At 37.3% G+C, this 15927-nt stretch carries 17 protein-coding genes; all 17 read left to right on the forward strand.

The genetic code is table 11. The features are described 5' to 3' along the window. Window positions 1-35 precede the first annotated feature (35 nt). The 17 genes from KQI83_RS02990 (at window position 36) to KQI83_RS03065 (ending at window position 15879) form a co-directional block, all read left to right on the forward strand. Window positions 36-326 (forward strand): hypothetical protein, encoded by a 291-nt coding sequence (locus KQI83_RS02990; protein ID WP_216554654.1) that lies wholly within the window; start codon window positions 36-38, stop codon window positions 324-326. 260 nt (window positions 327-586) lie between these two features. Then, window positions 587-3922: a helicase-exonuclease AddAB subunit AddB gene (gene addB / locus KQI83_RS02995; protein WP_216554655.1), complete on the forward strand. Its 3336-nt coding sequence runs from the start codon at window positions 587-589 to the stop codon at window positions 3920-3922. 1 nt (window position 3923) lies between these two features. Next, a complete protein-coding gene (addA, locus tag KQI83_RS03000) occupies window positions 3924-7508 on the forward strand; it encodes a helicase-exonuclease AddAB subunit AddA (protein ID WP_216554656.1) in 3585 nt (1194 codons plus the stop codon). A 135-nt stretch (window positions 7509-7643) separates the two neighbouring features. Next, a complete protein-coding gene (locus KQI83_RS03005) occupies window positions 7644-8294 on the forward strand; it encodes a Maf family protein (RefSeq protein ID WP_216554658.1) in 651 nt (216 codons plus the stop codon). Between the two features lie 173 nt (window positions 8295-8467). Beyond that, entirely contained in the window at window positions 8468-8893 is a 426-nt protein-coding gene (locus KQI83_RS03010) for a hypothetical protein (RefSeq protein WP_216554660.1), read from the forward strand. After that, the gene (locus tag KQI83_RS03015; RefSeq protein ID WP_216554662.1) at window positions 8890-9192 is read left to right on the forward strand and encodes a hypothetical protein; all 303 of its coding nucleotides are present in this window, start codon (window positions 8890-8892) and stop codon (window positions 9190-9192) included. Before KQI83_RS03010 ends, KQI83_RS03015 begins: the two co-directional genes overlap by 4 nt. Before the next feature lie 9 nt (window positions 9193-9201). Further along, on the forward strand, window positions 9202-9489 hold the full coding sequence (locus tag KQI83_RS03020) for a hypothetical protein (RefSeq protein ID WP_216554663.1): 288 nt from the start codon (window positions 9202-9204) through the stop codon (window positions 9487-9489). 12 nt (window positions 9490-9501) lie between these two features. Next, on the forward strand, window positions 9502-10995 hold the full coding sequence (locus KQI83_RS03025; protein WP_216554664.1) for a hypothetical protein: 1494 nt from the start codon (window positions 9502-9504) through the stop codon (window positions 10993-10995). A gap of 20 nt (window positions 10996-11015) precedes the next feature. Then, complete coding sequence (locus KQI83_RS03030; RefSeq protein WP_216554665.1) at window positions 11016-11288, forward strand: hypothetical protein; 273 nt, start codon at window positions 11016-11018, stop codon at window positions 11286-11288. A gap of 172 nt (window positions 11289-11460) precedes the next feature. Next, window positions 11461-11595: a hypothetical protein gene (locus KQI83_RS16930; protein WP_256447801.1), complete on the forward strand. Its 135-nt coding sequence runs from the start codon at window positions 11461-11463 to the stop codon at window positions 11593-11595. 100 nt (window positions 11596-11695) lie between these two features. Beyond that, window positions 11696-11947, forward strand: a complete 252-nt coding sequence (locus KQI83_RS03035) for a DUF1871 domain-containing protein (RefSeq protein WP_216554666.1) — start codon at window positions 11696-11698, stop codon at window positions 11945-11947. A gap of 38 nt (window positions 11948-11985) precedes the next feature. Continuing rightward, window positions 11986-12330, forward strand: coding sequence for a hypothetical protein (locus KQI83_RS03040; RefSeq protein ID WP_216554667.1), 345 nt, complete (start codon window positions 11986-11988; stop codon window positions 12328-12330). 79 nt (window positions 12331-12409) lie between these two features. Continuing rightward, window positions 12410-12709: a hypothetical protein gene (locus KQI83_RS03045; RefSeq protein ID WP_216554668.1), complete on the forward strand. Its 300-nt coding sequence runs from the start codon at window positions 12410-12412 to the stop codon at window positions 12707-12709. 13 nt (window positions 12710-12722) lie between these two features. Continuing rightward, the gene (locus KQI83_RS03050) at window positions 12723-12983 is read left to right on the forward strand and encodes a hypothetical protein (protein ID WP_216554669.1); all 261 of its coding nucleotides are present in this window, start codon (window positions 12723-12725) and stop codon (window positions 12981-12983) included. A 216-nt stretch (window positions 12984-13199) separates the two neighbouring features. Continuing rightward, complete coding sequence (locus tag KQI83_RS03055) at window positions 13200-13463, forward strand: glyoxalase (protein WP_216554670.1); 264 nt, start codon at window positions 13200-13202, stop codon at window positions 13461-13463. A 10-nt stretch (window positions 13464-13473) separates the two neighbouring features. Beyond that, complete coding sequence (locus KQI83_RS03060) at window positions 13474-14874, forward strand: NAD(P)/FAD-dependent oxidoreductase (RefSeq protein ID WP_216554671.1); 1401 nt, start codon at window positions 13474-13476, stop codon at window positions 14872-14874. An 18-nt stretch (window positions 14875-14892) separates the two neighbouring features. After that, complete coding sequence (locus KQI83_RS03065; RefSeq protein WP_216554672.1) at window positions 14893-15879, forward strand: peptidylprolyl isomerase; 987 nt, start codon at window positions 14893-14895, stop codon at window positions 15877-15879. Window positions 15880-15927: the final 48 nt, after the last annotated feature.

The raw sequence follows: 15927 nt of genomic DNA on the forward strand, positions 1-15927 counted from the left end.
ACTGGAAACGATGCATGTAGGAGGAGGGGCTTTTTATGACGAAGTATAAGAGAAGTTCTTTTGAAGTAGAAGCAGAGTTATATGAAGTTGGAAAGGGTTTGGAAGATGGTTTTATGCCATGGACTTCCGTGGTGACAAATGGTTGGATTGTCACAGATAAGTTGGTGAAGATAAGAAGAGAAGATGGCGTAGTGGTGTGTCCTTTTATTCAAAATCGACGGGGACTTATTTTTGTTCGTGAAGGAGACTATATTATCAAGGAAAAAAACGATGAACGCCATGTATGTGGTTCTGATAAGTTTGCAGAACGATTTCAACCAATTTAAGACAGTGAAGTAAGTATAAAGGCTGTGCGCTAAGGTAGCGTACAGCCTTTTGTTATGCTATAATAATGTCTGCAATAGATAAAAGATGTGGCTGCTTGCAGTCTAAGGATTTTATCTATTAGCTGACTAAACAGACATGAGCAAGTAGGGCGAATAGCCCGAATTGTGAGTGGATGTTAGCAGTTTCGAAAGCTTGAAAAGCGGAGAAACTGCGTTATTATTATATGAATAGCCAGTAAATATAGAAAGAGGTTAGCAAAATGGCATTGCAAATGGTATTTGGAGGTTCCGGCAGCGGAAAGTCCAGTTATGTATATGAAAAAGTATTAGCACAGGCAAAGGAACAACCGGATAAAATGTTTTTTGTAGTAGTTCCGGAACAGTTTACCATGCAGACCCAAAGGGAACTGGTGAGCCGTCAGGAACAGCATAGCATAATGAATGTAGATGTGGTGAGCTTTCCACGTTTAGCATATCGTATCTTTGATGAACTTGGTCTTGGAAATATAAAGATATTAGAAGAAACAGGAAAGAATCTGGTACTTCGCCGCGTGGCAGAAGAGAAACAGGATAACTTGAAATTGATAAAAGCAAGTATGAAAAAGACAGGATATATTACAGAGGTAAAGTCTGTGATTTCTGAGTTGACACAGTACCGAATTTTGCCGGAGCAGTTAGATACCTTTGTGGAGGATGAACGTCAGACTCCATTGTTTCGCTATAAAATTGCAGATATTCAGACCATGTATCGGGGATTTCAGGAGTTCTTGAAAGATCGGTTTATCACAGCAGAGGAATTGTTAGAAGTATTAGCAGAAGAAGCACATCGTTCCAAACTTTTGAAAAATGCAGTTTTTGTATTGGATGGATTTACCGGATTTACCCCAGTGCAGTATTATCTGTTGGAGGAATTAATGAAAATAGCAGATGAGATTCTAGTGACGGCAGCATTGGATGAACGAGAGGATCCATATCAATGTGATGGAATCCAGGATTTATTCTATATGACAAAAAAGACGGTAGAGAACCTTGGAAAAATTGCAGAGAGAACCCATACAGAAGTATTGGAGCCTTATTGGACACATCATGGAAATCATACCAGATTTCGGGAGTCTGAGGCATTGTTGTGCTTAGAGCAGAATCTGTTTCGACAAAATCCAATACCTTTTTCTAAGAAAACGAAAGATATTTCTATGTTTTCTCTATTGAGTCCAAGACAGGAGCTTCATTTTATTGCACGAGAAATGAAGCGTTTAGTGCGTGAGGAAAATTATCGTTATAAGGATATGGCAGTGGTATGCGGTGACGTAGAAATGTACGGCAATTATGTACGAGAAATTTTTGAACGATATGATATCCCTGTTTTCCTGGACACTAAGAAAAATATTGTGTTCCATCCCATGACGGAATTTTTAAAGAGAGCATTACAGGTACTGGAACAGGATTTTTCTTATGAATCAGTAATTGGTTATCTGAGAAGTGGATTATCTGGTTTTAACATGGAAGAAACAGATTTATTGGAAAACTATCTTTTGGCAGGTGGAATCCGTGGATGGAACAAGTGGCAACGAAAATGGGTGCGCCGCGCGGGTACAAATAATGAGGAAGAACTAGAGCAGGTAAATGCTTTACGTGAACGTCTGATAGAACAGTTTACTTCCATGAGAGAAGTGTTTCAAAAGAAAACAAATATTACTGAGAAATCAAAAGCATTTTATCAGTTTATGGTGAATCTGCAAATTGAGGAACAGTTGCAGGAGTTCAGTAAACGTTTTGAAGAAGAGGGCGAAACTGCACTGGCAAAGGAATATGTACAGATATATCGAATTGTCATGGATTTATTAGATAAAATGGTAGAGCTGTTAGGAGAAGAACAGTTGACGCTTCGAGAATATCGAGAAATTCTGGAGGCAGGTATAGAAGCAGCGGCAGTAGGAATTATCCCACCGGGATATGACAGAGTGATTTTTGGAGATATTGAACGAAGCCGTTTATCTGACATTAAAGTGCTGTTTTTTGTAGGAGTAAATGATGGAATCATTCCAAAAGCAACGGAACACGGTGGAATTATTTCACAGTCTGATAGAGAATGGTTTGCGCAAAATGAAATGGAGCTTGCACCTACCGACAGAGAACGAAGCTTTATACAAAAGTTTTATTTGTATTTGAATCTTACAAAACCATCACAGAAGTTATATGTTACATGGTTTCGGGTAAATTCAGAAGGAAAAGAAACAAGAAAGTCCTATTTAGTAGGAATACTGCGAAAAATGTTTCCAAAAGTACAACCGGTAAAGGTGGAACAGGTTAGTGGCATGGAACAGATTGTAACACCGGAAAGTAGTATGGACTTTTTTGTGCAAGGACTTCGCATGGCAAAGCACGGAGATGTTTTGCCGGAATGGAGGGAATTATATCAATGGTATGCAGCCAGGGATGAGTGGAGTCAAAAAGCAGCGGACTTTTTGGCGGCGGCTTTTTATCAATATCATCCAATGCGTATGGGAAAAGAAATCACTCGTGCTTTGTATGGAAAAGTTTTGGAAAACAGTGTTACCCGATTGGAACAGTTTTCTACCTGTGCGTATAGTCATTTCTTACAGTATGGCTTGAAGTTAGAGGAGCGTAACTTAGGCGAGTTTGCGGCAGTAGACATGGGAAGTATGTTCCATGAGGCTTTACAACGATATTCCGTGGCAATGGAAAAGGCAGGCTATCATTGGTTTGATGTGCCAAAAGAGGCGCAGGAAAAGTTGATACAGCAGGCTGTGGAAGAAACCGTAAGTATGGCGGCAGACACTGTGCTATTAAATGATGCCAGAACAGCATATTTGGTGGAAAGAATCCGAAGAATTTTAAAACGAACCATAGAAACCATAGCAAATCAGATTGAAACAAGTCATTTTTCACCGGAGGGGTACGAGATTTCCTTCTCCTTTGCAGAAGATTTGCAGGCAGTAAACTTCTCCCTAAATGATGAAGAAAAAATGCGGCTAAAGGGAAGAATCGACCGTGTAGATACCCAAAAGACGGATCAGCAGGTTTATGTGAAGGTAGTGGATTATAAATCAGGAAATCGGGATTTTCAGTTGTTATCCCTATATCATGGCTTGCAGTTACAGTTGGTAGTTTACATGAACTCTGCATTAGAGCTTTTGAAAAAGAAGTATCCGGACAAAGAAGTAGTTCCGGGTGGAATGTATTACTATCATTTAGATGACCCGGTGGTAGAAGGAACCAGCAATCAGACAGAAATTGAGATTAAAGAAAAGATTTTAGAAGAATTAAAATTAAAAGGTGTTGCTGCGGAAGAAGCAGATGACAGTGTAAGTAAAAAATCACAGAAAGCGGAAAAAGAAGAGTTTCAAGTGCTTTCTAATTTTGTAAATCACAAAATACGAGACATCGGACAAAAGATTTTTGATGGAGATATCGAAACAAATCCATATCAATTAGGCGACAAGACGGGATGTGATTATTGTCCTTATGCGGGAGTTTGCGGATTTGAAACGGATATGCCGGGGCGGGAATACCATAAGCTTGAAAATATCAAGGATAAAGAAGAAATTTTAGCACGGATGCGAAAGGAGATATAAGATGGGATGGACAACAGAACAACAACAGGTAATTGACTTAAGAAACCGCAATCTCCTTGTATCTGCGGCGGCAGGTTCCGGGAAAACAGCCGTATTGGTAGAACGTATTATTCAAAAGATATTAGATAAGCGGCATCCGGTAGATATTGACCGTCTTTTAATTGTGACCTTTACCAATGCAGCAGCGGCAGAAATGCGAGAGCGTATCGGCGCAGCCATTGAAAAAGCATTAGAGCAGGAGCCGGAAAATGTACATTTGCAAAAGCAACAGACCTTACTTCATAATGCACAGATTACTACCATTCACAGTTTTTGTCTCTATGTGATACGAAATTATTTTCATCGTATCGAGTTAGATCCGGATTTTCGTGTTGCGGAAGAGGGAGAGTTAAAACTGTTAAAAAGTGATGTCTTAGATGCTGTATTAGAATCTTATTATGAACAGGGAAAGCCGGAATTTTTAGCACTTTCTGAAACCATTGCCACAGGGAAAACAGACGAACCGTTAAAGGAAGCCATTTTAAAACTGTATGAATTTGCCATGAGTTATCCATGGGTAGAACAGTGGTTAGAAGACTGTAAAGCACCTTATCAGGTGAAAAGTTTAGAAGAATTTGAGACACTTCCCTTGGCAAAAGAGTTAGAAATCTATCTAGGGGAACTGGCAGGACAGTGGAAGGCACAAATGGAAAAATGCCGTAATATCAGTATGGAATCGGATGGACCACAGATGTATACTCCATTGTTAGAGCAGGAAGCAGCGGCAATGGGGCAGGCGGTATCATGCAGCACTTATCAACAGTATTATGAGGCAATTCGGGGTATTTCCTTTGGAAGACTTCCGGGAGCAAGGAAGTTTGAGGGAGATGTACAAAAAAAGGATCAGGTACAAAAACTGCGTAATGAAGTAAAAGCCTCTGTGAAGAAAATTACAGAGCAATTCTTTTTTCAGGCACCGGAGATGATAGTAGAAGAACTGGGCAAAAATGAACCTATCGTTGCAATGCTAATCGAAGTAACGCTTACCTTTGAAAAGGCTTTTTCCGAAAAGAAACGGGAAAAGAATATGTTAGACTTTAATGATTTAGAACATTTTGCGTTGCAGATTCTAGTGGATAAAGAGAACAAAGAGCCTACCAAAACAGCAGTAGAATTGCAGAAAAACTACGAAGAAATCATGATAGACGAATATCAGGATTCAAATTATGTGCAAGAAACGATTTTAAAATCCGTAGCAGGAGAAGCCCAGAATTGTAACAATATGTTTATGGTAGGAGATGTGAAGCAAAGTATTTATCGATTCCGTATGGCAAGACCGGAGCTTTTTATGGAAAAATATCATACTTATACCTCCAAGGAAAGCGACAATCAAAAGATTGACTTGCACAAGAACTTCCGAAGTCGTCCACAGGTATTAGAGACAGTCAATGATGTGTTTTATAAGATTATGAAAGAAGACATTGGAAACATTACTTATGACCCACAGGCAGCATTATATCCGGGGGCACAATTTAAAGAGGCAGAACCGGGAATGTTTGATACAGAGGTTTTGGTAATAGAGCCGGACTCAGAAAATCAGGACACAAAAGAGCGGGAGCTTGAGGCAAAGGCAGTTGGAAATAATATCCGAAAGCTTATGAGACATCAGTTGGTGACAGATAAAGAAACCGGAGAGCTTCGTAGTGTAAGGTATTCGGATATGGTGATTTTACTTCGTAGTCTGAACGGTTGGTCAGATACTTTTGTGAAAATATTAGGTGAAATGGGGATTCCGGTAAAGGCAACTACTGGAACCGGATATTTTTCGGCAATGGAAGTGCAGACAGCATTGAATTTATTGCGCGTACTGGATAATCCAAGGCAGGATATTCCAATGGCGGCGGTACTGGCATCGCCTATCGTAGGGCTTAACGGAGAAGAACTTGCGATTATTCGAACTGAATTTCCAAAGCAGAAGTTTTATGAAGCAGTTATGCAATATCGTTTGGAAGAAGATTCTCAGGAGAAAAAGACTGCACTTTCCGAAGAAAAGCAAAAGCGGCTAATAAAGTTTTTAGAATTGCTGGAAAAGTATCGTTTTAAAATCAGTTATACACCAATTCATGATTTGTTGTATCAGGTGTTAGAGGAAACCGGATATATGGCGTATGTGTACGCGTTGCCGGGAGGAGAAGTAAAGAAGGCAAATCTTGAAATGTTAATGGAAAAAGCCATTGCTTATGAAAATACCAGTTATCGAGGTTTATTTCACTTTATCCGTTATATGGAACAACTGCAAAAATATGAGGTGGATTTTGCACTGGCAGATGTTGGCGAGCAGGAAAATGTAGTGCAGATAATGAGTATTCATAAAAGTAAGGGATTGGAGTTTCCGGTGGTGTTTGTATCGGGACTTGGAAAAATGTTTAATACCCAGGATATCCGGGAAAAAATTGTACTTCATCCACAGCTTGGAATCGGCATGGATTACTTAGATGTGAAACGCAGAGTAAAGACACCGGGAATTACCAGACAGTTTTTAGCAAGAAAAACCGGAATGGAAAATACCGGAGAAGAACTGCGAGTGCTCTATGTGGCAATGACTCGTGCAAAGGAAAAGTTGATTTTAACAGGAACCATGAAAAAGGCAGAAGAAAAACTGGCAGGAATGATGTCCGTAGAGATGGCAGATGGATTCTTGAGCTTTTTAACCCGACTGGGAACGAATACCTTTTTAAGTTTTCTGCTTCAGGCGTTTTTCTGTTATGGAGAAAAATATCCAATTACCATATTGAAACAAGCGGAGCTGGAAAAAGAGGAAGAAAAGCAGGTAGTAACAGATACATTAACGCAGTTAGAGGTATTAGCCCAGTTGCAGCAAAGAGATGAAATTCAGGCAGAACAAATAGAACGGCGTCTTTCCTATGAATATCCTTTTGCAGAAGAAGAGGATATGAAAACAAAGGTATCCGTGTCGGAGATTAAGCATCGCGCAATGGATCGAATTATGGCGGAGGAAACCATGGAGCCAGAACAGAAGTCAGAAAAAGAATTTGAACACTACATTCCTGCATTTATGGAAGGAGTGCAGGAAGAAAATCTAGGAGCAAAGAGAGGAACTGCAACGCATCGAATTTTAGAATGTTATGATTTCACAAAAGAACCAGAGGAACTGGCAAGCCAATTAGAGCAAATGGTGGAAGAAAAGTTAGTAGAGCCGGAAATGGTAGAATTGGTAGATAAGAAGAAACTGAAAAAGTTCTTAGAAAGTCCTTTGGCAAGAAGGATGCAGCAGGCAGCTAAAAATGGAAAACTTTATCGAGAAAAACCATTTGTTATGGGAGAAACTGCAAAAGATGTGTTAGTAGATTCTAAAAGTCAAGAAATGGTATTGATACAGGGAATCATTGATGTATTTTTTGAAGAAGAGGGAGAAATGGTGCTCTTAGATTACAAGACAGACCGAATCAGGACAGGAAAAGAGTTGGCAGAGCGTTATCGGGCACAGATTCAGTTATATAAGAGTGCTATCGAAAGAGCCACCGGAAAAAAAGTAAAGGAACAGCTATTGTATTCCTTCTGTTTAAGTGAGGTAGTAGAATTATAAAGAAACTGTAAATGAAAATTACAGAAAATAGCAAAAGGAAGATAGAAATAAAATAGAAACAGAAAATAAAAGAAAAACAGAAAAATAAAATAGAAACAGAAAAGTAAAAGAGAAACAGAGGAAGATAGAAGAGAAATGAAAAGTAGATTGATATTAGCATCCGGTTCTCCACGCAGAAAAGAATTATTAGAACAGATTGGGGCGGAATTTGAGATTATTCCTGCAAAGGGAGAAGAGGTCATTACCAGTGATATTCCATCTCAGGTAGTGATGGAACTTTCCACGCAAAAGGCAGAAGAAGTGGCAGGAAGATATAAGGAAGAATTAGGAGAAGGAAAAGGAAGTGGAGAAGAAAGAGGGAGCGTAGAACCCAAAGACACCGTGGTAATATTAGGTGCAGATACCGTTGTGGCATATGAGAATAAGATTCTTGGAAAGCCCAAGGATGAAGCAGATGCTGTTAGAATGTTGCAGATGTTAGCAGGGAATACCCACAGTGTATTTACGGGTGTTACCCTTATCATAGAAAAAGCAGGGAAAGTAGAAAAGAAAACTTTTTTTGCAGAAACAAAAGTAACAATGTATCCAATGTCAAAAGAGGAGATTCAGGCATATGTGGCAACAGAGGAACCAATGGATAAAGCAGGTTCTTATGGAATTCAGGGAAGATGTGCGGCATATATTGAACGAATTGAGGGAGATTACAATAATGTGGTAGGACTTCCGGTGGCTTTGGTGTACCAAACACTGAAAAAAATAATTGACTTTAATACGGTGGTGCACTAAAATGTAAGAAAACAAATTTTGGGTGAGTATAAGTAATTAAGTAAGAGGAAATTTCAAATATCTGCCAGTCGGCAGAGTGCTGATTCAGTAGAAGAATCCAAGGAAAGATATATTTGAATATAGTTACAATTCGCCTGAAATTGTGAAAACAGAAGGAAGGAGTAAAAAATCAGGTGACGATTTGCCAGTTACAGAATAAAATAAAAAGTTTGAAAAGAAAGATTACAGAACACGAAAGTGAAATGGCATCTTGCAGATATCAAATAGAATTACATGAGTGTGTGCTGGAACGTGTGCAGAATACCCGAAACCAGTTTGAAGAAGTTCTGTGTACCAGAAAAAATAAAGTCAAAGGTATGCAAGATAAATTCAGTCATATGTCATTTGTTGCCGGATATCAGCAAGATTTGGCAGGTTTCATGGAAGGAACGGAATATCAGCAGGCAATGGAAGGATATTGTCAGGCAGAGTGGAGTATCAGAAATAGCCTGAATCATTTAATCTGCCACGAAAATGATTTAAAATATGAAATTCATATAAAAGAGGAAGAAGTAGAACAACTGGAAAGAAAAGTAAGACAGATGGAGGGGATAAGATGAAAGCCGGAGAAACATTGGGTTATGATCTGATTGTTGAAGAAGAGGAATTACAGACACAGCTGCAAAGGATAAAAGTACAGGCGGAAAGTTATGAAGAAACCATAGGACAGTACATAGAAATGCTAAAGAATACTGTAAGTGTTTCGGTAACAGAAGGAAATACAGCCCAAAATCTGAAAGCCTTTTATCTGGAGACACTTGGTCTGAAAGGGGAAATCCAAGAGATTATCAATATGATAAATGGGCTTACCATGTCTTATCAAATCAGTCTGGATGAGGCAGACAGTTATTTATATTAGGAGAACAGAATGAAAAAGATACAGATTGACAAGCACAGGCTGAGATATGATATTGAAAGAATGCAGAGTCTGCAACAGACATTCGGGACAACTTTATCACAGTCAGCCCAGGCGCAGGAGCAGGAAAGCAAGGGAAAGATGCCACAACAGGTGCAGGATGCGGAAACAAATCTGAAAACAGTCTCGGATAACCTGAATCAGCTGATGATAAAAACAGTGGAGGCATTAAAGAAAGTAGAAACAAGAATGGAGAATGCAGATAAGGCAGCGGCACGCGCTTTTGAAACAACAAAATAGTCGGGAGGAAAAATGAAAAGGGATTTTTCGCAGGAAAAGATAGAAGAATTGTGGTCGGAAGCCACGGAGTCATGCAGTGTTTATCTAAAAAGTCTGGCAAATATTACAGATTTGGAGGAACTGGGACTGCCGGAAGTTGTTGTTAATATCAAAATCAGTGAGCGGTATGTAGAACAACTGGAAGAAAAGGAAGTTCTAACCATAAATAAGCTGGCAGAGATTATTACAAATGTAAAAGAGGTAGATAAGACATATGCTGGATATCTGAAAACACTGAATGAACAGTTAGAAGCGTATGGAAGAAAAGTACAGGCACTAACAGAAATGTTACAGCCGGAGAAACTTTCCATGAGTAATGGTTCCTATATGCGGGAACTACTTGCCATAGGAAGAGAATATCAGGAGGCAGCCAATAACAGTGAACTGATTAAGGTAGAGATATGGCTAACTCCCGGACATAAAATGAGTGAAGAAGAAATCGCGGAGGCACAGGAGGTATTAGACCGGTATTTTGCAGAAGGAACAGAAGCAGAAAGAAGGTTTTTTGCAGATGAATACACATTGATGGAAGAACTTGCAGAAGATGATTGGTCAGATGCAGAATGGCGAAGGTATCAGTTAATGTCTGCATTGTATACCAAACTGGATAGTATCAGAAGTGTTACTACAGGTGCAATAGAAGGAGTTCCTTTTTGCGGAAATCTGTTTGAATGGTCAGCAAGAACACAGGCAAGGGTTCGTGGGTATCAGTTTGAAGAATTATGTTCCATGGAAAATATTTTTATAAACAGTCATACACAGCACCCTTATGCTACATTTGTAGGAAATATGACAGGAGGTCTGCTGACCTATAACATGGCATCAAGTGTGGCAGGACATATACCGGGACTGGCACAGAGAATAGGAGGTTGGTCGGAAAGACTGTCTACCTTTCCCATTCTAAGGCGAATAGGACAAGACCACTTGAGTAATATCATAGGAGCTACCATTGTAGATACCGGAGCATTTACAGTGCCAAAGGCGATAATAGATATCTATAACGGAGAAAGTTCAGAGACGGTATTTCGAAATGCGGGGGTAGACATAGGGCGAAATGTATTGTTTAATATATTTGGTGAAGCGGTTAGCGGAGCTGTAGGGAGAGTAGTGCAGAGGTTTAATGGTGGCTTAAATTCTGTAGATGATATATTTATAGAAGGGAAGAAAGCATTCAATAATTTTGACATTGATAATGCGTATGTAAAGCCTAAACACTTATCAACAACAGGAGGAAATGGTCAAAAATTTATTGGAGCGAGTAAAGCAGAGGCTGAATGTATTTTGAAAGATGCATTATCAAATGGTAAAATTGTTTCGATAACTGATAATGGTTTGACTAAGTCAGGAAATGTAAGTTATGAAATTGTAATAGATGCATTAAAGACAGTAGGAACCAAAGGTGAGCATTTGGTGAAAATCGTAATTTCAAGTGATGGAGGAATGCTAAGTGCATACCCAATAAAATAATAAACAGGAAGGAAAAATATATGGACGTATTAAATAAATTTTTGCAGGCAGAAATAAATTCAAAAGAGTATTATAATAGTATTACAAATTTCATTAATCTATATGAGATAAGAAAGGGTGAATTTGAAGGAAATGAGTATATTATTATGAAGGTGGATAGAGATAATTTTATAATATTCCCTGAGTATGATGATGGAGAAGCTGGAATACAAATTCCGTTTTCATTCTCAATATATAAAGATAGATTGTTGGATGCGATTAATAGTTATGCTCAAGAGAAGGGAATTATATAATTAGGGTTAGATTTCGAAAGATGAACTATCAAAACATTTGAGATAGAGGTTAATGGAGAAAAGATTACTCAAGGTAATTGGAAATTTATATTTGCTCAGCCAAGACAAACAGGACAGTTGCCGGTAATAAAACATGCACAGTTTAATGGATGGCATTAGGAAGTACAAGAATATGCAAAACATAATAAATATGAAATTAGAAGAATATATTCCTTTGAAGATTATATTTACTAAGGATGAGGAAGCGGTTGAATATATTTCATATTCAAAAGATAAAACTTTTTCATTGGAATTTACAGTGGTATAAAGAGTAGGTTATTAAAAAGAATAACGCTACTACTTTGCAAGGATTTTGATAGTAGTATGTTAGAAGTAATAAGTAAATTATTTGGAGAGTAGGTGAAATAATGGAAGGGATAACACAATTTATAAATGATTGGGACTCTATTGGATTTTTTCCAATGGCTCCCCAAGATGAATACATTAATGAAATAAAAAAGATAAATGAATTTATTTGCTCTAATTACAGTTTACAAGTTCATACATTGGCACAAGAAATAAATAAAATATTTGCAGAAACATTTGGAACAGATGTTTATGATGAAGACTTAGAACAATGTGCAATAATTGCAAAAAAAATACTAATGGTGGAGATGTAATAGCGTTATTTGGCGAATTAGGGTGGAAATATTATGATTTGGAAAATAATATTGAATATTTGCCTTTAGGAGATAATGATAATTTTGATTGGCAAAAAAGAGTTATTTCAGATAGTGAATTAAAGGAAATAATTAATAATAAGCAAGAAAAATCTGAACAAATAGGTCTTAATTTGTATTATCAAAATTCTGGTGTAGGTATAACATTGTTAGCTAAAAATACCAAAGAACTAGTAATTGGTTTAAGTATTAATAGAAGAACAGTTGAGAATAGTCGTGACTCAATTACTGATGTAGGATGGTACTTTAAGCATATAATACAAGAGTTAAATAAAAAAGGGTGTCCTATTGACAATGTCAAATTCGAAGAATATGTAGATTAATATGTTTATTAAATTTAGAATGAGGTTCTGAGCAAGTAAAAGATGTGTTTGAAAAGTATGAAAGGGAATACAATATGGTTTGCTGAAAAACAAATTATATTTCAATGAAAAGATAGCAGAGATTGTAGAATTTGAAAAATGTGTGGTAATAAGAAATAAGTATTCCAATGAAAATCCTACAAATAATTTAGTTGCATTTGATTTTGATGGAAATAAAATATGGGAAAGTGATGATATCATTAAGCCTTTGGCACCTAAAACTATTGTTTCAATCGGAAAAAAAGATTGCAAGTGTATAAGTATAATTACATTTACAGGATTGAATTTGTTGATTGAAGTAGAAACGGGTAAAATTATGGATAAAAAAATAACAAAATAAAAGCACAATTTTTATGAGTAATGCGGTATATCATAGAGGATATTTTGGAGATGAAGTAGAAATGATTATAGATAATGATGAAGAAACTTGTTGGAAAATATGTTTTTCATTTTGCCACAAAGTATCGTATGAAACAGATGCTAATAAAAGAAAGATTGCTAAGGTAAATATGAAAAAATCACAACTTGGTTATTTTGGGCGAAATATTTCTGTTTGTGAAAGTAAAAATGCCAACTTCTTTCAACAAAAGGGGCAATGTATCGTAGATTTATAGAAAGTGTTGGCATAACAAGAAGACCTAATGCTAGACCATAGGAGAAAAGTTTATGTATGGAATTGATATTTTTGAAAATATAAATATGCTGATGCAATATTCATCTATTAATTCCCGAAACTTAAGAAATCAAGCATTGAATTTTTCTGCAAATCATATTATGATGAAATAAGTGAGTTTTGTCTCATAAAAAGACAAATAAAAGGAGAAAAATCCATGAATCAGTATGATAAAACATGTGTTACATATTTTTTTGAACATCAATCTCAACTTTTTGGGAAAAATATATTAGAAGATATAGAAGAGGCAGAAGAATTTTTAGAGGATTGCATGGCAGTGGTATGTAAGAATCTTAAAGAAGTCAGAGCTTTTTTTGAAGAAGAAGGAGCTGATATTGCAGAAATGAATAACGAGGAGCTAAAGGACGCAGCAGAAGTATTTACGTTGCCGGATGGAAGATTTCTAGTAGTAGAAGGATAGGTGAATCGGAATGAACGAGTATGATGTGATTATTATTGGTGCAGGACCTTCAGGAATTTTTTGCGCATACGAGTTGATTAATAAAAGACCGGATATGAAGGTCTTGTTAATTGAAAAGGGAAGAAGAATTGAAGAGCGTCAATGTCCAAAACGTAAGACAAAGGTTTGTGTGGGATGCCAGCCGTGTTCCATTACAACCGGATTTGCAGGTGCTGGAGCATTTTCAGATGGAAAATTATCTTTGTCACCGGATGTAGGTGGAAATTTACCGGAGATTTTAGGATACGAAGAAACCGTAGCATTGATTCATGAGTCTGATGATATTTATCTGAAATTTGGAGCAGATTCTAAGGTCTATGGTGTGGATAAGGAAAAAGAAATCCGTGAGATTCGCAGAGAAGCAATCAATGCGAACTTAAAATTAATTGAATGTCCAATCCGTCATCTTGGTACAGAAGAGGGATATAAAATATATAGCAGACTTCAGGAGTATCTGTTAGAACATGGCGTAGAAATGAAGTTTCGTACCATGGTAGAGCAGTTGATAGTGGAAAATGGCGAAGCGAAAGGTGTAGTTACGGAACAGGGAGAAACCTATCTGGCAAATGAAATTGTGTGTGCAGTAGGAAGAGAAGGTGCAGACTGGTTTAGTCATGTCTGTAAAGAGCAGGAAATTGAAACACAGGTGGGAACGGTAGATATCGGAGTGCGTGTAGAGGTGCGTGATGAAGTCATGGATTTCCTGAATAAAAACCTCTATGAGGCAAAGCTGGTATACCATACACCGACCTTTGATGATAAAGTGCGAACATTTTGTACCAATCCTTCCGGAGAAGTAGCTACCGAGTATTACGATAATGGTTTAGCAGTTGTAAATGGTCATGCGTATAAGTCAAAGGATTTGAAAACAAATAATACCAACTTTGCATTGTTGGTATCTAAGAACTTTACAAAACCATTTAAAACACCAATCGAATACGGCAAGCAGATAGCACAGTTATCCAATATGCTTTGTGATGGAAAAATTATGGTACAGACTTTTGGAGACTTTAAAAGAGGAAGACGTACTACAGAAGAAAGACTTTGTCGTAACAACTTGATACCTACCTTAAAAGATGCAGTACCGGGAGACTTATCTCTGGTATTCCCACATCGAATCATGGTGGATATTGAAGAAATGATTATGGCATTGGATAAGGTAACTCCGGGAATTGCCAGTGATGAAACTCTTTTGTATGGAGTAGAAGTTAAGTTTTATTCTAATAAGGTAGTAGTAAACAAAGATTTTGAAACAAATATCAGAGGACTTCGGGCAATTGGCGATGGAGCTTCTGTTACCAGAGGTTTGCAGCAGGCATCAGCAAACGGAATCAGTGTGGCGAGAAGCATTTTGGCAAAAATGGAAAAGTAGATAAAATAGGAGAGGCGAATGAAAAGAAATAAAGTAAGAGCAATGGCGGCAGCCCTTCTTATGAGTATAGCAGTTAGCGGTTGCAAAATAGGAAATACACAAATAGAAGTAAGTTCAGGATTTACCGGAAGTGAAGTGTTCAAGATAAAAGATGAAGTGTGTACTCTTTCGGAAGCAAAAGTATTTCTTACCAATTATCAAAATATTTATGCGGATATGTATGGAGTGAATCTTTGGAAACATAAATTTAAAGATAATGAATTAGAAAAGTATGTGAAAGATATCACAGTGTCTCAGTTGGCACAGATTATGGCAATGGATTTTCTGGCAGAGGAAAAGGACATTTCACTAACCGAAGAAGAACAAGGGAAAATTAAGGAGGCAGCGAAAGCCTACTATGACTCCTTAAACGATACAGAAAAAGAATATATGCATGTATCAGAGGGGGACATTGAAAAGTTGTATGAACGGTATGGCTTGGCAAATAAGTTATACACACAGTTAACCGGTGACGTGAATGCAGAGGTTAGTGATGATGACGCAAGAGTCATGGAAGCAGACTGGATTTATGTTACAGATGAAAATGTTGCCAATGAAGTTCAAAATCAGTTAAATAATGGTGCAGACTTTATTTCTGTAGCAGGAACATATAACGAAGCAGCAGAAATAGAAGTTTCTTTTGGACGAAACGATGTTCCAAAAGAGGTGGAACAGGTAGCATTTTCCTTAGAAAACAATCAGGTAAGTGGAATGATTCCTGTGGATAATGGCTGGTATTTCATAAAATGTATCAACAATTACAACCAGGAATTGACGGATGCTAATAAATCCGTGATTTTAGATCAACGAAGAAAAGAAGCCTTTGATGATGTCTATAGTGAATTTTTAAAAAAGCTCCCATCTAAATTTAATGACGATGTATGGAAAGAAGTAAAAATAGAGACAGATAAGAAAATCACTACAGATAGTTTTTTTAAAACCTACGAAAAATACTGCAATTGGTAGTATAAAAAGATGAAAGAATGCGAAAGGTTAGACATTTTTTCATCTTTT

This window comes from Roseburia sp. MSJ-14, from assembly GCF_018918225.1.
Taxonomy (GTDB): Bacteria; Bacillota; Clostridia; order Lachnospirales; family Lachnospiraceae; genus Petralouisia.